Below are 16,978 nucleotides of genomic sequence, written 5' to 3'. Positions count from 1 at the left end.
TCGGCAAGTGCTACTTGGCGAGCCCGCCGTTCGCGCGCACCGCGAACCAGGTGCCGCCCACGCCCTGCCCCTTGGTCTCACCGGGCGTCTTGTCACCGGTGAACCAGTACAGCGGCCAGCAGTCGATGGTGAGCTGACGGGTGCCGTCGGGGCGCTTGTATTCGATGATCAGCTTGGGGTCGATGCCCGTGGCCTTCGCGATCGCCGCCTTGTCGAGCATCTTCGCGGGCCGCCAGGTGTCCAGGCACGGACCGGTGCAGTTGGACTTCATGGGCCAGTCGGTGTCCTTGGTGAAGCGGTAGAGCGTCCGGCCCTTGCCGTCGCGGACGATCGGTCCGAGCTTCGCGTCCTCCCGGACGGAGAGCGGCGGCAGGGCCGTGACCGCGGGCTGGTCACCGCCGCCGGTGCCGGTGCCCGTACCGGCTCCGGCACCCTGGCCCGCCTTGTTGCCGTCGGGGGCGGCCGCGAACCAGGTGCCGCCGACGCCCTGTCCGTTGGTCTGCCGGGGCTGGGTGTCCTTGGCGAACCGGTAGAGCGGCCATCCCTTGAGGGTGAGCTGCTGGGTGCCGTCGGAGCGGGTCACCTTGCCGAGGAGCGCCGCGTTCATCCCGTCGGCGGCGCGGGCGTCCGCGGCGAGCACCGGCGGCCATGCCTTCGCGCAGTCGCCGTCACAGGTCGACTTGGGCGGCGACGCGGTGTCGTTGTCGAAGCGGTAGAGGGTGAAACCGGCGCTGTCCGTCACCACGGGGCCGAGGGCGCCCTCGGCCCAGATGCTCAGCTTCCCGGCGGCGACCGGCCGGACCCCGGCGGCCTGCGCGGTGCCCCCGCCGGCCGGCGCGGCGGCCTGCGTGGCGCCCGCCTTCCCGGCGTCGCCGCCGTTCTTGCTCTCGCCGCCGCAGGCGGTCAGCAGGACCAGCGCGGCCGCGGCGCCCGCCGCAGTGATCATCGTGCTCCGGAGCTTCGTCATGGGATGTCCCCTCGTTTCCTTCGATTCCGGCGGGCTCTGCCGGTGCGTTTTCCGGGTTCTGCGGGGCCGCCCCGGTGGCCGGGGAGGAGGCCGCCGGCCACCGGAGCGGAGTCTTCTTCTTCGGTCGGTCTCGCCATCAATACGGGTGTGGCGGCGGGGTGGTTCAGTGGTTCGCGGAGAAATTCCGGCAGTGATTACGGAAGGGGCTGAGGGAGTTCGCGGACATGCCGGAAACGCCCTCGGCACGGTTCGCCGGGGCGTATTCCGGAACGCGGTAGGGGAAGGGCTGAAGAAGGAGGGGGAGGAAGGGAGGGAAGGGAAAGAGGGAGAAGGGAAAGAGAGGGAAGGGAAAGGGGGGAAATCCGTATTTTTCAGATACGGTTCACGGACGCCTCCGGCGGAGCCGGAACCGTGACCCGCAGGTCCAGCACCCCGAGATCCACCATGCCCTCCGGCTCCGCGTACCAGCGCCAGTGCGCCCCGGGAACGTCCCCGGCCGCCAGGACCGTCCAATTGCCCCGCGGTGACGCCAGTTCGGCCAGCAGCCGGGCCTCCTCGGGGTCCGGGGGCCGGGGCACCAGCAGGAAGCCTGCGATCGGGCCCCGGCCGCCCGCCGCGCGGACCAGGCCCAGCCCCAGGTCCTCCGCCGCGTCGAACACGGCTGCCGGGGTCCGCTCCCGTACCTCCGCGGCCGAGCGGATCCGTACCAGGCCGTGCAGGCCCGGCAGCGCGTCGGCGCCCGGATCGACGGCCACCACCACGGTGTTCTGCCAGGGCAGCTCCAGCAGCCCCTGCCCGAGGGCGGCGACGGTGTCCCGGGCGACCCGCAGATCCCCGCGGACACTGAGCGCGCCCCGGATCTGGCCGAGGCCCACCATGATCTGGGCGCCGTCCGCGTCGACCCCGACCCTGGCCAGATGCGGCAGGACCGGCTCCCGGCTCTGCTCGCCGGTGCCGGTGCCGGTGCCGGTGCCGGGAGCGTGGGGATGCCCCTCGCGGCGCCAGCGGTACGGGGTGACCTCGGTCCACGGCGGCGGCACCCGGTCCGTGCCCGAGACGGAAGCCAGCAGACCCGACGGCTCCACGCGCACGCTGTAGACCCGGGGAGCGCCGCCGGACGGGTGCGCCAGCTCGCCCAGTGCGTCGCGGACCAGGACGGGAGTCCGGCTGTCGGCGGCCAGCTTCCGGGCGAGGGCGCCCCGGCGGCGCCGCAGCAGGGCGAGGGCGAGCGGCCGGGGGAGCCGGGGACGCAGCGCCCGGGCCGCTGTCGCGAGCCCCCGCCCGGCCGTACGCAGGGCACGGACGAGGCGACGGCGGGCGATGACGGCCACGGTCAGCGCCGCGACTCCGGCCGTACCGCCGATGAGCAGCGGCAGGGGAACACGGTCGCCGACGGACGCGAACGGGTTGGCGGATCCGGCGGAAGCCGTGGTGCGGGGGACCCCCGGGGCGGTGCCGCTGCCGGGCGGGGCGGCCGTGCCGGGCTGGGCCCCGTTCTCGCCGGGCAGGACGCCGAACTGGACGTCCTGTCCCTCGGCGTCGGCGGGCAGCCGCAGCGCGAAACCGGGTACGGCCTGTTCGGCACCGAGGAAGAGCTGTCCGTCGGGCAGGGTGCGGCCGGTGTTGAGCACCAGGATCTCCTGGAAGCGGTCCGCGTCCCCGAGCGTGCGTGCGGCGATACCGCTCAGCTCGTCCACCCGGCCGCCGTTCTCCTCCGGCGATTTGACGACGTAGAACTTCGTCAGCTCATTGGCCGGGGCGAGTACGGGGACGGCGAGCGGTGCGCCGGACCCGGCTGCCCACGCGGGCGCGGGCAGCAGCACGGCCGTCACCAGCGCCGGGCCCAGCAGCAGGACCGCCGGTGGCGGGAAGCGGTACCGGCGGCGCGTCCGGGGCGGTGCGGGGAACGCCGGAGCGCCGGATCCTCCACGGTCGTCTCTTCCGGGCCGGGTTTCCGGGCTTGCTCCTGCTCCCGGGCGGTCTGCTGCTCCTGGGCCGTCTCGCATCTTTCGGTCTCCTCCTCCGCCGGGTGGCCGTCGTGCGCGGGTTGTGTGCTTCGGGGGTGCACACGGACGGCGGCCGTGCGGCGGTTCAACGGCGGTCACGGCCGGCCGGGGCGGGGCCGGGCCGCCTGCCGTCCGGTGCCTTCCGGGACCCGGGCGGTGAACCGGTCGCGGTGGGCGGTACGTGACTGGCTCGGTGACCGGACCAGGAGGCCAGGAGGCGGGCAGATGCCGCGACGACACACCACGGGCTGGGAGGTCCTCGGCTTCGGCGAGGACCCCACACCGGGGAACCCGGACGATATCCGGGTCCTCTCGGGGACCTACCGGGAACTGGGCGACCGGGCCGGGGAGGGCGTCGAACTGCTCCGCGGCGACGGGCGGATCCGGACCGGCCGGGGCGAGGCGATGGACGCCCTGCGCGAGCGGATCAAAGAGGTGCCCGGCATGCTGGAGCGCACCCGCGACTCGTTCCAGCGGGCCTCCGACGCCTACCGCGACTACGCCGGTGAGCTGGAGACCGCCCAGGGCATGCTGGACGAGGCGATCGACCTGGGGCAGGCGAACGCGGGTGCGGCCGGGACCGAGGTGCCGGAACCCGCCGCCGATGCCACCCCCGAGCAACTCGCGGCGAACGGCGCGGAGCGGGACCGGGTCGCGGCGGCGCAGGCCGAGCTGGACCGGGCGATCGCGCTGGGACGGCAGGCGAGGGAGCTGCGGGCGGGCGCGTCGGACCGGGCTTCGGTCACCCTGCGGGACGCCGCTGACGATGCCATTCCGGAGCGCAGCGGCTTCAAGAAGATCGGGGACTTCCTCGCCGACAACCCGATCGTCGAGCTCATCGCGGGCATCATCATCGGCATTGTCGCGGTGTTCTTCCCGGTGGTGGGGATCCTGCTGGGAGCGGCGCTGCTGGCCTTCTCGGTGATCCGGATGGTGTCCCAGGGGAAGATCGACGTCGGTGAACTGCTGATCGGCATTCTGACGCTGGTACCGGGCGGGGTACTGCTCGGCGCCCTCGGCAAGATCGGCGCCACGGTTGCCAAACTGACCAAACTGGCCCCCCTGCTGGCGAAGTTCGGCAAGGGGGCGGGATCCGTCTCGGCGTTCGTCACCAAGACGCTCCAGGGGTCCACCGCCTTCCGGAAGTTCTTCGGCCCGCTGGGCAAGGGCATTGCCGGGCTGAAGGTGAATCCGGCCGCCGCGCTGGCCGGCAAGTTCGCCGTCGACGTCGGTACGGAATTCAGTCTGGGGCTCGCCGCATCGGCCATCACGGCGGCGGTTGAGAAGAAACCGCTCGACCTCAAGAACGCGGCCATCGGAGCGGCCATCGGAGCGGCGGTCGCGGGCGGGTTCACCCTTTTCGGCGGTACCGCCCTGGCCAACAACATCAAGAACGCCTTTACGGTGAAGGGAAAGTTCAAGAGCAATATCGACAAGGCGTTCTCGCCGCAGAGCTTCGGTTTCGGTCCGGACGGGAACTTCGCGTTCGGCAATCTGCTCTTCGTGGACGGGGCGGGGTTCCCGCAGAAGACCGGATTCCACGGGATCCTCGGCAAGACGTCGTCGAGCCCCGAGACCGGGGCCCTCTCCACCAAGATCACTACGCCGGACGGGCTGACGACGGAGACGAAGATCGACCCGGGCGCCCAGAAACCGCCGAAGGACGCCGTGGCACCGCCGCCGGTGGTCTCCGCGAAGACCACGACCCCGGACGGCTTCACCTCGGAGACCACCGGAGGCACCAACACCATCACCTCCCCCAAGGGCGGGACGGTGGTGTCCGACGGCACCACGACGACCGTGGAGACACCGGTGTCCGGCGGGAAGAACCCGCTGACCACCACGCTGACGCCGGACGGCTTCACCACCTCCGGGTCCTTCGGCGAGATCTCCAAGGGGCCGGACGGGACGACGATCGCGGGGCCGCGGCCACCGCAGGGCGACACCGATGCGAACACCGGCGCCGATGTTCCGGATGTGAACGCGCCCAACGGGAACGGGCCGGATGTGAACGCGCCCAACGGGAACGGACCGAATGTGAACGCGCCCGATGTGAACGGGCCGAACACCACTGACGCTCCGAATCTCCAGGGCGACAACGGCGTCGACGACATCGACGACATCGACGCGATCCTCCCCGACCCGCTGCCCCGCGACGGCGGCGACAACGGAGGTCTCCCCGGCAATCCCGGGAATCCCGGCAACGCCGGAGACGGGGCGAACACGAACAACGCCGGTGACGGCGGCAACAACGCGGGCGACGGCCCCCCGCCGCCCGCCCCGCCCAAGTTCGTCCTCGACGCGAACGGCATCGGCACCCCCGACGGTTCGCTCTCCGTCTCCGGCAACGGTCAGTTCACCACCGTGCAGACGGACACCACCGGTATCACCAACCAGAACAACGTCATCGACGTGTTCGACCGGCCGAACGGCCCCGGCACCGGAGCTCCGCCCGTGGTCACCGTCGCCCCCGGCACCGGGGCGGTCACCGTCAACCTCCCCGGCGACCACACGATCGCCACCAACACCGGCACCCCCGGCACCTTCACCGTCGACACCAACCCCGTGAACCTCGCGCCGAACGGCTCGGTCACCTTCACCGACGGAGCGGGCGGCCAGACGGTCACCCTGCCGCCGCCCGGCGGCACCGGACCCGTCACCGTCCAGGACGGTGCCACGACGACCCAGCTCAACCAGGACGGCTCCGCGAACATCAGCACCCCCGGCGGCCCGTCGACCACGCTCGGGAACAACGGCTTCTCGGTGAGTACCGCGGCGCCGAACCCCACCACGGTCTCCTTCAACGGACCCGCAGGAACCCTCGGGGTCACCCCCGGCACCGGGCCCGTGGTCACCGTCGGCCCGGCCGGCGGGTTCACGGCCGGCGGAGTGACCGGCACCGGACCCGGCAGCGGCAGTCTGGGCGGTCCCGGCGGAAGCGTCGGTTTCGGCCCCGGCGGTCACACCCTCGCACCCGCGGGCGGCACCGGAACCCCGTTCACCGTCGCGCCGGACGGGTCCTTCGGGCACGGCGGTATCACCAAGGCGCCGGACGGCTCCGTCACGGTGACCGGAACGGGCTCCCCGACGAGCATCGCCCCGCCCGGCCCCGGCGGCGGGACGGTGGTGACGCACAACGGCCTCGATGTGACGGTCGGCGAGGGCGGTCAGCTGACCGTCAAGGTGTACAACGAGGGCGGAAAGATCACCGTCGAGCCGTACGGCTCCCAGCCCACCGCGTCCCAGCCGGTGACCATCGGCGGAGCGACCATCGGCCCGGACGGTTCGGGCGGCTCCGTGATCACCGTGGACGGCGGGCAGGGCACCGTACTGACCGTGGGCAACGGCATCTCGACGATCACCTCGGGCCCCTTCACCACGACCCACGGACCGAACGGCCTCAGCACCGCACTCCCCGGCACCCCCGGAGCCCCCGGCGGTACGGTGACCACCCAGGGCGGTGCCACCACCGTCAGCCAGGGGCCCACCACCGTCACCACCTCCCCGGCCGGCACCACCGTCGCCGACGGCACCAACCCCTCGGTGACGATCGCCCCCGCGAACCCCGGCACCGGGACCCCGCTCACCGTCACCACCTCGGACGGCACCGGCACCACGCTCACCGATACCGGTGCCACGACCTCCGTCGGAGGCACCCCCACGGCGTCCGCGACCGTGGACCCCACCGGGACCGGCGGTCCGGCCGTCACCGGCCAGGCCCCCGCGGGTGCCGGTACCACCGTCACCCACACCCCCGCGGGCACCACAGCGACCGGTACCGGCGGCGGGTTCACGGCCGACGGCACCCAGCCGTCCGTCACCACCGGCGGTACCACGGTCACCACCGGTACCAACGGCGCCGGAAACCCGGTCCTCTCCGTGACCACCCCGGACGGCAACGGCGGTACGGCGACCTCCACCGCGAACGGCACCGGTGTCACCACCCCCGGGGTTACCGTCAACACCCCCGGCAAGGGCGATGTCCTCGTCACCCCGGCCGCGGACGGCGGCGGTGGCCCGACCACGGTGGGCATCGGCCCCGACGGCACGCTCCATATCGACGGCCCCGGCGGAAACAGCGCCGATATCGCGCCGCCCCGGAACCAGGACGGCGGCGGGACGCTCCCCGGCGATGCCACCGTCACCAACGCCGACGGAGACACCATCGGCACCTCCGGCAACACCACCACCGTCAACTCCGGCGGTTTCACCACCACCTTCACCGGCGGTGACAACGGCACCACGGTCACCACCGTCCACGACAAGAGCGGCACCGGCCACACCATCGCGCCCGGCGGGCAGCTCACCGTGCAGAATCCGCCCGGCGGGGGGACGACCACCGCCACCAGCACCGGCGGAACCGTCACCACCCCGCCGGACACCGGCCCCTTCCTCGGGCACCCCGAGTTCACCGGCGGCGGCAACACCCTCACCAACGGCCAGGGCGGCACCACGATCACCACCCCGGGCGCCGACCCGGTCGCCGACCCCGGCAGCACCGCCACCCACCACACCGGCCCGGTGAACGGGCTCGACGGCGTCGTGACCATCACCCACGGCCCGGCGAGCGGCTCCTTCGCGCCCGGCGGGGTGACCGAGCTGAAGCCTTCCGGGAACCAGGTGGACGGGCAGACCGTCGACACGGCGGGCAACCCCGTGGGCGACCAGCCCGGCCAGACCGGCATCAGCACCGTCACCGGCGACGGCAAGAGCGGTATCTCCGTACCGGCGTTCGACGGCGCGGGCTCCGTCCAGCACAGCGGATTCTTCGGCGGAACGACCACCGTCTCCACCGGCACCACCACCATCACCAAGAGCACGGACGGTTTCGCCGAGAACGCGGGCACCCCCGGCCAGAAGTCGGGAGTGCTCGACGGTCCGTCGAACCCGACCGCCCCCGCCCCGCAGAACCAGCCCGTGTTCACCGTCGGCGGCACCGACGGCAACGGCCCCTCCGTGGAGATCCCGGTCAAGGGCGGCGGCAGCACGGTCCACGGCGACACCTTCGACGTGAAGGCGCTCGGCGGCGGGGCGTTCGAGGTCTCCGTGCCCGGCGGCGGCACCGGCGCGAACAACGACTCCGTCACCGTCCAGGGCGACGGCGGCCTCACGGGACCCGGGGTCACCCAGCCGCCCGCCGCGCCCGACGGTTCGCTCCCACCGCCCACGATCACCCTCAGCAACGGAGCCGTGGTGACCGCAGGCTCCCCGCCCACCTTCACCGCACCGCCCACCGGCGGCGGCACCACCCTCACCTTCAACACCAACACCGGCACCGCGACCACCCAGGACCCCGCGGGCGGCATCACCATCACCCAGAACCCCGGCGGCTCGGCCGGCTTCCAGAGCACCGCGGGCGGCCAGAACACCAGCCTGTCCGTCACCAACAGCGGGGTCGCCGGCACCGTCACCACCACCGGTGGCGACAACCCGGGCACCTTCCAGGTCAACGCGGGCGACAGCGGCGCCGTCCAGGTCAAGGACCCGGCGGGCAAGACCACCGAACTGGACCCGGGCGGCTCCTTCCACGAGCAGCACTCGCCGTCCCACGCCTACGACGCCCATGTCAACGGACCGACCGCCACCACCGAGTACCAGGAGTACGGCTACGAGGCGGCGACCAACCTCATCAAGGGCACCATCAGCAACCTGATCACCGCGAAGTTCCAGATCGACCAGGGCACCGATCCCGCGACCGCACTGGAGAACGCCGGCGTCAAGATCGGCAACGGTCTGGCGAACGGCCTGGCCAACAAGGCCCTGGAGAACAAGTACGGCTTCAAGACCAGCGGTCTGGAGACCGGGCTCGCCCAGATCCCCACCAAGACCATCGGCAACCTCGACAACAACCAGGACATCGGCTACCTCAACCCGGCACCCGACCCGGTCCTCGGCACCACGAGCTGACCGGGCCGGCTGAACCGCCGAGACCGCCCGTACGTGTTCCCGGTACCGCAACCACCCACCCCGTCAGGGAGGCACCCCATGGCCGACTACATCGTCAACGACGAGCGGCTCAACCAGACCGCCGCCAGCACCATGAACCAGTACGACACCGCCATCGCACAGCTCCAGGCCATCCGCACCGAGCTGACGAATCTGACCTCCGACGGCTACAACACGCCCGCCGCGAAGGCCGACTTCCTGCCCTTCTGCGACGAGTTCTTCCGCGGCTACGACTCCGTCGTCCAGGGACTCCAGGGCATCTCCCAGTTCGTCAAGGGCGTCGGCGACGGCTTCTCGCAGCTCGACCGCGACCTGGGTGCCAGCCTGCGCGGCTGACCCGCGTTCCCGGCCCCGCCGGAGCGCCCGCCCCGAACACCCGGGGCCCGCCGACCATCCGGACCCGCCCGGCGCCGTACCGGCCGGAACCCCGACAAGGAGTGCCCATGCGGCTCACCGTCACCGCGGTCGACCCCCGGGAGGGGCAGAACGCGGACTTCCTGATCGAGACCGACCCCGGGGTCCCCGCCGGTGACCTCGCCGTGCAGCTCGCCCGGCGGCTGCACGGCCCCCGCCGGGCCGAGGCGGAACAACCGGCGCTCTACCTCGGTGCCGAACCCCTCCCCGCCGAACTGCCGGTCGGGGAGAGCGGGCTGCGGCCCGGCGGTCTGCTCGGCCTCGGCGCCCCGCTGCTGCTCCCGGAGCCCGAGCCGCACGGCACGGCCGAACTGCGCGCCGTCGGCGGCCCGGGCGCCGGAGCCGTGTTCCGCCTGGCGCCGGGCGAGTACGCGATCGGGTCCGGGGCGTCCTGCGCCGTACGCCTTGAAGCGGACGGGCTGCCCGGGACGGCCGCCCATCTGCGGGTCGGCACCGACGGCACGGCCGACGTCCGTGCCGCGCCCGCCGCCGAGCGGCACACCGTCCTGCTCGACGGCACCCCCGTCCCCGTCCCCGAACCGGTTCCGTTCCCCGCCGGGGGCATCCTCACCGTCGGGACCGTCCTGCTGGAGTTCGCCGCGGCCACCCGGCCCGATGCCGCCCTCCAGCGCTCCGACGACGGCACCGGACTCGACTACAACCGCCCGCCCCGCCTCCTGCCGCCCCCCGTGGCCAACCGCTTCCGGCTGCCGGCCCGCCCGGCGAAACCGCCGCGCAGCCCGTTCCAGCTGGTGATGGTCTTCGCGCCGCTGCTGATGGCCCTCGTCCTCGTCGTCCTCTTCGGCAACCTCCGTTTCCTCGTCTTCGGCCTGCTCTCCCCGGCCATCGCGATCGCCGGGCAGCTCAGCAGCAAACGCCGGGGCAAGGAGAACTACGCGGAACAACTCCAGGAGTACGAGGAGCGCAAGGTCCGGCTCGAAGCCGATGTCGCCGAGGCCGTGGCCGCGGAGGAGCGGGCGCGCCGTGCCGCCTGCCCCGACCCGGCGGCCGTCACCCTGATCGCCACCGGCCCCCGCCAGCGGCTCTGGGAGCGCCGCTGGCGCGACGACGACTTTCTGCTCCTCCGCCTCGGCACCGCCGACCGCCCCGCCCATCTGGAGCTGGAGGACCCCGACGAGGCGGAACACCGCCGCCGGCTCACCCGCACCACTCATGCCGTCCCCGTCTCGGTGCCGCTGCGGGCCGCCGGGGTCGCCGGAATCGCCGGGGGACCGGCCGCCGAACCCCTCGTCCGCTGGCTGATCGGCCAGACCGCGGCCCTGCACAGCCCCGCCGATCTGAGGATCTGTGTGCTGTCCGGCAACCGCGACCGCACCGGCGACGCCGAACGCTGGGGCTGGCTGCACTGGCTGCCGCACTCCGCGCCCCTTGGCGACGGGATCCTCGGACCGGCCGGGACCACCGCCGAATCCGTCGGCCGCCGGATCGCCGAACTCGCCGCCCTCGTCGCCGCCCGCCGGGCCGCGGGCGAACGCGCCCCGCGCGGCGGGGCCGCCGGGGAGCCCGACGTCCTGGTCGTCCTCGACGGGGCCCGCCGCCTCCGGTCGCTGCCGGGAATGATCCCCCTGCTGCGCGAAGGCCCCGCCTTCGGCGTCCACTTCCTCTGCGTCGACGACGAGGCCAGGCTGCTGCCCGAAGAGTGCCGGGCCGTCGCGGCCGCCGCCGCCGCCGACGGCTCCGGCCGGCTCCGGGTGGAGCAGGCCGGAGCCGACCCCGTCGACGATGTCCTCATGGACGCGCCCGGCCGGGGCTGGATCACCGGTATCGCCCGAGCCCTCGCTCCCGTACGGGACGTCGGCGACGACACCGAGGAGACCCTGCTGCCGGTCTCCGCCCGCCTGCTGGACGTCCTCGGCCTGGAGCCGCCGACCGGCGGTGCCGTCGCCGCGGGGTGGGCGGCGGGCGGCGGCCGGTCGACCCGGGCCGTCCTCGGCGAGGGCGTCGACGGGCCGTTCGCCGTCGACCTCGCCGCCGACGGGCCGCACGCCCTGATCGCGGGTACCACCGGCGCGGGCAAGTCCGAACTCCTCCAGAGCCTGGTGGCGTCCCTCGCGGTCGCCAACCGCCCCGACGAACTGAACTTCGTCCTCGTCGACTACAAGGGCGGCAGCGCCTTCGCCGAGTGCGAGCAACTGCCGCACACCGTCGGCATGGTCACCGATCTGGACACCCATCTCGTGGAACGGGCCCTCGTCTCGCTGGGTGCCGAGCTGAAGCGCCGGGAGCGGATCCTCGCCGCGGCGGGGGCGAAGGACATCGACGACTACCTCGACAAGCGGACCCGGACACCCGGTGCAGGCCCGCTGCCCCGGCTGGTCCTCGTCATCGACGAATTCGCCTCCATGGTCCGCGAGCTGCCCGACTTCGTGACCGGGCTGGTCGGCATCGCCCAGCGCGGCCGTTCCCTCGGTATCCATCTGGTCCTCGCCACGCAGCGGCCGTCCGGCGCCGTCACCTCCGACATCCGCGCCAACACCAATCTGCGGATCGCGCTGCGCACCACCGACGCGGGCGAGAGCCGGGACATCGTCGACGCCCCCGACGCGGCGACGCTCTCGCCCCGGACCCCGGGGCGGGCGTACGCGCGCCTCGGGCACGCGGCCCTGTTGCCCTTCCAGACCGGCCGGATCGGCGGCCGCCGCGCCGGGCGGACCGCCGCGGACGCGGAGCGGCCCGAGCCGCGGGTCACCGAGGTCGACTGGGAGCTGCTCGGCGACCCGCCCGCCCCGCGCCCGGCCGGGGCCGCCGGGACGGCGGCCGCCGTGCAGGCCGTGACGGACCTCGCGGTCCTCGTGACGGCGGTCGCCGAGGCCGCGGACCGTCTCGCCCTCCCGGCGGCCCGCCGCCCCTGGCTCCCGCCGCTCCCGGAACGGCTCACCCTCGACGAACTCGACGAACTCCACGAACTCGGCGGAACGGCCGTCCGGCCCGGCGATCCGGCGGACCCCGACACCCCGGCGGCCCCGGGGGCGGCCCGGGACCGCCGGGCGTACGGCCCCGAGGACCCGGGCCCGGCACCGGAGGAGCGGGGCGCCGGGTTCGCTCCCGGGCACCCACGGGCAGCGGACGTCCGGACGGATCCGGCCGCACCGTCCGGAGCCGGTCCCGAGGGCCCGCATATCGCGCCGGGACCGCAGGATCCTGCCGTAGCGGCCGCCGGTCCGGAGGGCCCGCGGGCTCCGCGGGGCGAGGAGGGGGCGGCGTACGGCTCCGAGGGCCCCGGCACCCGGCCGGACCGGGGGACCGCGGCCCACGGGACGGGCACGGCGGTGCTGTCGCCCGTCCCGTACGGCCTCACGGACATCCCCGACGAGCAGACCCGCAACCCCCTCCTCCTCGACCTCGACACGATGGGCCATCTCCAGCTCATCGGCTCACCGCGCGGCGGGCGTTCGCAGGCGCTGCGGACCATCGCCGCCGCCGTGGCCCGCGCCCACAGCAGCGCCGACGTCCATCTCTATGCCCTGGACTGCGGCAACGGTGCTCTGACGGCCCTCGCCGGACTGCCGCACTGCGGCGCGGTCGTCGACCGGACGCAGACCGAGCGCACGGCCCGGCTGCTCACCCGGCTCACCGAGGAGGCGGCCCGCCGCCGCACCCTGCTGGGGCGGGCGGGCGCCGCGGATCTCGCCGAACTCCGCCGGAGCCTGCCGGAGGCCGAACGGCCCGCGCATATCCTGCTGATGATCGACCGTTTCGAGACCTTCGAGCGCGATTTCGGCTCCTACGACCAGGGCACCGTCCTGGAGACCCTGATCGCGCTGCTGCGGGAGGGCGCGAGCGCCGGAATCCATGTGGTGCTCACCGGCGACCGGATACTGACGCAGAGCCGGTTCGCCGCCGCCACCGAGGACAAGCTCGTCCTCCGGCTCAACGAGCGCAACGACTACGCGATGGCCGGACTGAGCCGCCGCGACGTCCCCGAGAGCATGCCGCCCGGCCGCGCCGTCGAGGTACGGACCGGCCGCAGCGTCCAGCTGGCGCTGATCGCCCCCGACCCCGCCGGAGCGGCCCAGGCCGAGGCGCTGGCCGTGCTCGCCGGGCGGGTGCGGGAGCGGGACACCGCCGTGCCCGCCGCCCGCCGCCCCTTCCGGGTCGACGTCCTCCCCGACGAGCTGAGCTTCGGCGAGGCCTGGCGGCGGCGCCCCGCCGGCGTCTCCCCGCTCTGGGCCATGGCCGGGGTCGGCGGCGACGAACTCACCGCCCTCGGCACCGATCTCTCCCGGGTGCCGTCGTTCCTGATCGCCGGACCGCCCCGGTCCGGCCGGAGCACCGTCCTGCTGACGATGGCCCACTCCCTACTCGCACAGGGCACGAAGATCGTCGTGGTGGCCCCGTTCGCGTCGCCGCTGCGGGCGCTGGCCGGCCGGCCCGGCGTGGTCGAGGTGTTCCCGGAGACGGATCCCGCGGTGGCGGACTTCCGGGCCGCGCTCGGCCGGGTCGACAGCCCGGCGGGGGCGATCCTCGTCGACGACGCGGAGACGCTGATCGGCGCGGAGATCGACACCGATCTGTCGGCGCTCGCCCGCGGCAGCGCCGGGGACGGCTGGGGGCTGGTGGTCGCGGGGAACAACGAGGCGCTGTACAGCGGTGCGCCCGGCTGGCACCAGGTCGTCCGCCGCAACCGCTGCGGTGCCCTGCTCGCCCCGCGGGCCCTGGGTGACGGCGAGATTCTGGGACTGCGGGTGCCCCACGCCCTGCTCGGCGCCGACCGGGAGCCCGGCCGGGCCCATCTCCACCTCGGCGACGGAAGGTTCCGTACGGTACGGGTCCCGGCCCCGGTACCCGCCGACGAGCCCGCCCCGGCCGACCGCTGAGGCCCGCGCACCGGGCAGGAGCCCGGCCCGGCCGCCGGTAACCTCCGGCGGCCGGACCGGGCCTTCCGTTCGTTCGGGAACCCGGACCGGCTTTCCGGCTTTCCGGCTTTCCGGCTTTCCGGCCTTCCGGCCGGAGGCCGAGGGCGCGGGCTGCCGGGCCCGGGGCCGGACCGCGCTCCGCGGGTCCGGGCGCGCCCGGCGTTCCCGGGGAGTCGGGGCCGTCCTCCGGAGATCCGGGGTCCGGCCCCACTCTGCGGGGCCGGGACGCCTCCGGCCGTCCCCGCGGAACCGGGGCCGTCGTCCGGGCCCCGGGGCGGTCCGGGCGGGGCCGGTGCGTGCCGTGGCGGCTCAGCCCGTCTTTCCCGTCCTGTCGGTCCCGCCGACTCCGGCCGCCTGCTGAGGCCGCGCACCCGGGAAGGGCCCGGCCCCGGCCACCGGCAACCTCCGGCGGCCGGGGCGGGGCCCTGCCGTGTGTCCGGGGACCCGGTGCGGCCTTTCGGCTTTCCCGCTTTCCGGCCGGAGGCCGAGGGCCCGGACCGCGCTCCGCGGGTCCGGGACGCGGCCGCCGTTCCCGGGGAGCCGACCCCGTGATCCGGGGCCCGGGGCCTGTCGTCCGGCCCCGGGGCGGTCCGGGCGGGGCCGGTGCGTGCCATGGCGGCTCAGCCCGTCCGGCCCGGCCCTCCCGTCCCGTCGGCCTCGCCGACCTCGCCGACGCCTCCCATCCCGTACTCGAACGAGAACGTTCCGGTGATCGCGTCGAAGACGTCGTACAACTGGTCCGCGAGCGGCAGATTGGGGCTGTAGCCGGTGACGATCAGCACCCGGCGGGAGGCCGGTACCGGGATGATCGTGTGCATCACCAGCACCCGGTGCGACACCCCGTTCGCCGCGTCCGCCTCCTCCACCCCCGTCAGCCTGCCGACCGGTCCGATGCCAGGCAGCTCCACCGTGCTGAACCGGCGTTCCCCCCGGCCCCGGCCCCGCCGTCCGGTCGCCGAGAACTGCCGGGCCAGCTCGTGCGCGGTGAACGTCTCGCCGGGCGGCGGGGTCAGCCGGAAGATCATCACTCCGGCGAGCAGCAGTCCGTCCTCGAACATGCTGGTAATGCCCGCCGCGTACACCGCGCCGTGCCGTTCGGCCGCCGCGAGGATCCGGCGGGCGTTGCGGAAGGCCGCGTTGACCAGCTCGCGCTCCGCCCGGTCCGGTGTCCGCCGCAGCATTCCGGCCCGCGCCGCGGCGAGGGCGTCGCCGCCGAGGTCGTACCGCTGCCAGCCGTCGGGCACCGCGATACCGAAGGAGTCCGGCTCCCGTACCACCGCGGCCGCTCCGGTGCCGTTCCGGGTCACCGCCGCTCGCCTCCGTCCGGGGTGCCGCCGTCGCCCTTCAGGGACGCGGCCATCTCCTTATCGGCGTCCGCGAAGCCCTTGACGATCGCCTCGCAGCCCTCCTTCAGCCCCTTGCACTCCCGCTTGAGCTGGAAGCGCCCGTCGTCCCACGCCTCGTCGAAGCGCGCTCCGGCGGCCGCCAGCGGCGGGCCGACGGCGACCGCGTCGAAGCCCGCGCTACGGGTGTCGACCAGCTCCATCACCCGCCCCAGGAGCTGTCCCATCTGCTCCACCTCCGTTCCCGGTACGTCGATCTCCGCCATCTCCCGACCGCCCTCCCCGGTTCCTGCGACCCGGCTGCTCCGATATGGCCGCTGCGACCGGCGGCACGTTCCGCCGGTGCCGCGCACACGGACCCGGTCGCGGAAAGGTTCAACCGTCAGTTGTTGAACCGTCGTTCAGAAGCTGGAACCCTGGCAGGGTGGGGACACAACTCCGGTCCAGGAAGCTCTCGTTGACGCGGCACGCGGTCGCGCCGGTGCTGCTCGTCGCCGTCGTGGTCACGGCGATCGTCGCCAGCCGCCCGGCGGACGCGCAGGACGGTCCGCCCGACGGCGCGTACCTCTCCGCCGCCGCACTTCCCGAGGCCGTTCCCGAACCCCGCCCCGGCCCCGACGCCGCCACCGGGTCGTGGACCGTCGAGTGCGGCCGCAACGAGCGCGGCCACTACAACACCGACAATGTGGTGACCTCCCCCGGACTGGTCGGCGGCGCCCACCACACCCACGACTACGTCGGCAACACCACCACCGACGCGCGCTCCACGGACGCCTCCCTCGCCGCCGGCTCCACCACCTGCGCGGGCGGTACCGACCGGTCCACCTACTTCTGGCCGGTGCTGCGGCGGCTCGACCGCGAGGGCGCGGACGCCCGGGCGCACGGCGGCGGAAAGCACGGGAACACCGGCGAGATCCTCGTCCCCGCGTCCGTGCGCATCGAGTACCGCGGCCATCCGTACTCCCGGGTCCTGCCGCACCCCGCCGGGCTGCGGATGATCACCGGGGACCCGGTGGCGGCCACCACCACCGACGAGAACGTACGGGCCCGGTGGGGCTGCTCGGACCGGCCCGGCCGGTTCACCACCAAGTACCCGCGCTGTTCCGAAGGCAGCGAACTCACCCGTACGCTCACCTTCCCGAGCTGCTGGAACGGCCTTCACCCCGACAGCGACAACCACCGCTCGCACATCGTCCACCCGGCCGCCTCCGGGGCCTGTCCGCCCGCGACCTTCCCCGTGCCGGAGCTCCGGATCACCCTCGCCTACGACCGGCCGGACGGACGGCAGTTCGCGGTCGACTCCTTCCCCGAACAGCGGCGGGACCCCAGGACCGACCACGCCATGTACGTCGGCTCCCTGCCGGAGAAGGTCCGCGCGGAGATGGCCGGCTGTATCAACGAAGGACGTCACTGCCGGGGTTGAAC

At 74.0% G+C, this 16,978-nt stretch carries 8 protein-coding genes; 4 read left to right on the top strand and 4 right to left on the bottom strand.

The features are described 5' to 3' along the window. Positions 1-10: 10 nt before the first annotated feature. Positions 11-967 carry an SCO0930 family lipoprotein gene (locus ACWDR0_RS05565; RefSeq protein ID WP_456350330.1) on the bottom strand — a complete coding sequence of 319 codons (957 nt, stop codon included), beginning with the start codon at positions 965-967 and terminating at the stop codon, positions 11-13. A 371-nt stretch (positions 968-1,338) separates the two neighbouring features. Beyond that, the gene (locus ACWDR0_RS05560; protein WP_456350329.1) at positions 1,339-2,790 is read right to left on the bottom strand and encodes a hypothetical protein; all 1,452 of its coding nucleotides are present in this window, start codon (positions 2,788-2,790) and stop codon (positions 1,339-1,341) included. A 408-nt stretch (positions 2,791-3,198) separates the two neighbouring features. Here ACWDR0_RS05560 and ACWDR0_RS05555 point away from each other — a divergent pair, with 408 nt between their 5' ends. The 3 genes from ACWDR0_RS05555 (at position 3,199) to ACWDR0_RS05545 (ending at position 14,171) form a co-directional block, all read left to right on the top strand. Next, complete coding sequence (locus ACWDR0_RS05555) at positions 3,199-8,880, top strand: hypothetical protein (protein ID WP_456350328.1); 5,682 nt, start codon at positions 3,199-3,201, stop codon at positions 8,878-8,880. 78 nt (positions 8,881-8,958) lie between these two features. After that, positions 8,959-9,255 (top strand): WXG100 family type VII secretion target, encoded by a 297-nt coding sequence (locus ACWDR0_RS05550; protein ID WP_456350327.1) that lies wholly within the window; start codon positions 8,959-8,961, stop codon positions 9,253-9,255. Positions 9,256-9,362: 107 nt separating this feature from the next. Next, positions 9,363-14,171, top strand: coding sequence for an FtsK/SpoIIIE domain-containing protein (locus ACWDR0_RS05545; protein WP_456350326.1), 4,809 nt, complete (start codon positions 9,363-9,365; stop codon positions 14,169-14,171). Positions 14,172-14,830: 659 nt separating this feature from the next. Here ACWDR0_RS05545 and ACWDR0_RS05540 read toward each other — a convergent pair. Together ACWDR0_RS05540 and ACWDR0_RS05535 are read right to left on the bottom strand one after the other, a co-directional pair. Further along, a complete protein-coding gene (locus tag ACWDR0_RS05540) occupies positions 14,831-15,517 on the bottom strand; it encodes a hypothetical protein (protein ID WP_456350325.1) in 687 nt (228 codons plus the stop codon). Beyond that, positions 15,514-15,819 (bottom strand): hypothetical protein, encoded by a 306-nt coding sequence (locus ACWDR0_RS05535; RefSeq protein WP_456350324.1) that lies wholly within the window; start codon positions 15,817-15,819, stop codon positions 15,514-15,516. The genes ACWDR0_RS05540 and ACWDR0_RS05535 overlap by 4 nt, the downstream gene beginning before the upstream one ends. 191 nt (positions 15,820-16,010) lie before the next feature. On the opposite strand from ACWDR0_RS05535, the gene ACWDR0_RS05530 reads away from it, so the two are divergent. After that, positions 16,011-16,976 (top strand): DUF1996 domain-containing protein, encoded by a 966-nt coding sequence (locus tag ACWDR0_RS05530; protein WP_456350323.1) that lies wholly within the window; start codon positions 16,011-16,013, stop codon positions 16,974-16,976. Positions 16,977-16,978 lie beyond the last annotated feature (2 nt).

The organism is Streptomyces sp. NPDC003691 (assembly GCF_053981115.1).
Note: the sequence above shows the minus strand (reverse complement) of the source record. Positions and strands in the feature narration are given on the sequence as shown.

Excerpts from the sequence above, each read along its gene's own strand:
- ACWDR0_RS05535 (WP_456350324.1), bottom strand. The coding sequence starts at position 15,819 with ATGGCGGAGATCGACGTACCGGGAACGGAGGTGGAGCAGATGGGACAG.
- ACWDR0_RS05565 (WP_456350330.1), bottom strand. The coding sequence starts at position 967 with ATGACGAAGCTCCGGAGCACGATGATCACTGCGGCGGGCGCCGCGGCC.
- ACWDR0_RS05550 (WP_456350327.1), top strand. The coding sequence starts at position 8,959 with ATGGCCGACTACATCGTCAACGACGAGCGGCTCAACCAGACCGCCGCC.
- ACWDR0_RS05555 (WP_456350328.1), top strand. The coding sequence starts at position 3,199 with ATGCCGCGACGACACACCACGGGCTGGGAGGTCCTCGGCTTCGGCGAG.
- ACWDR0_RS05545 (WP_456350326.1), top strand. The coding sequence starts at position 9,363 with ATGCGGCTCACCGTCACCGCGGTCGACCCCCGGGAGGGGCAGAACGCG.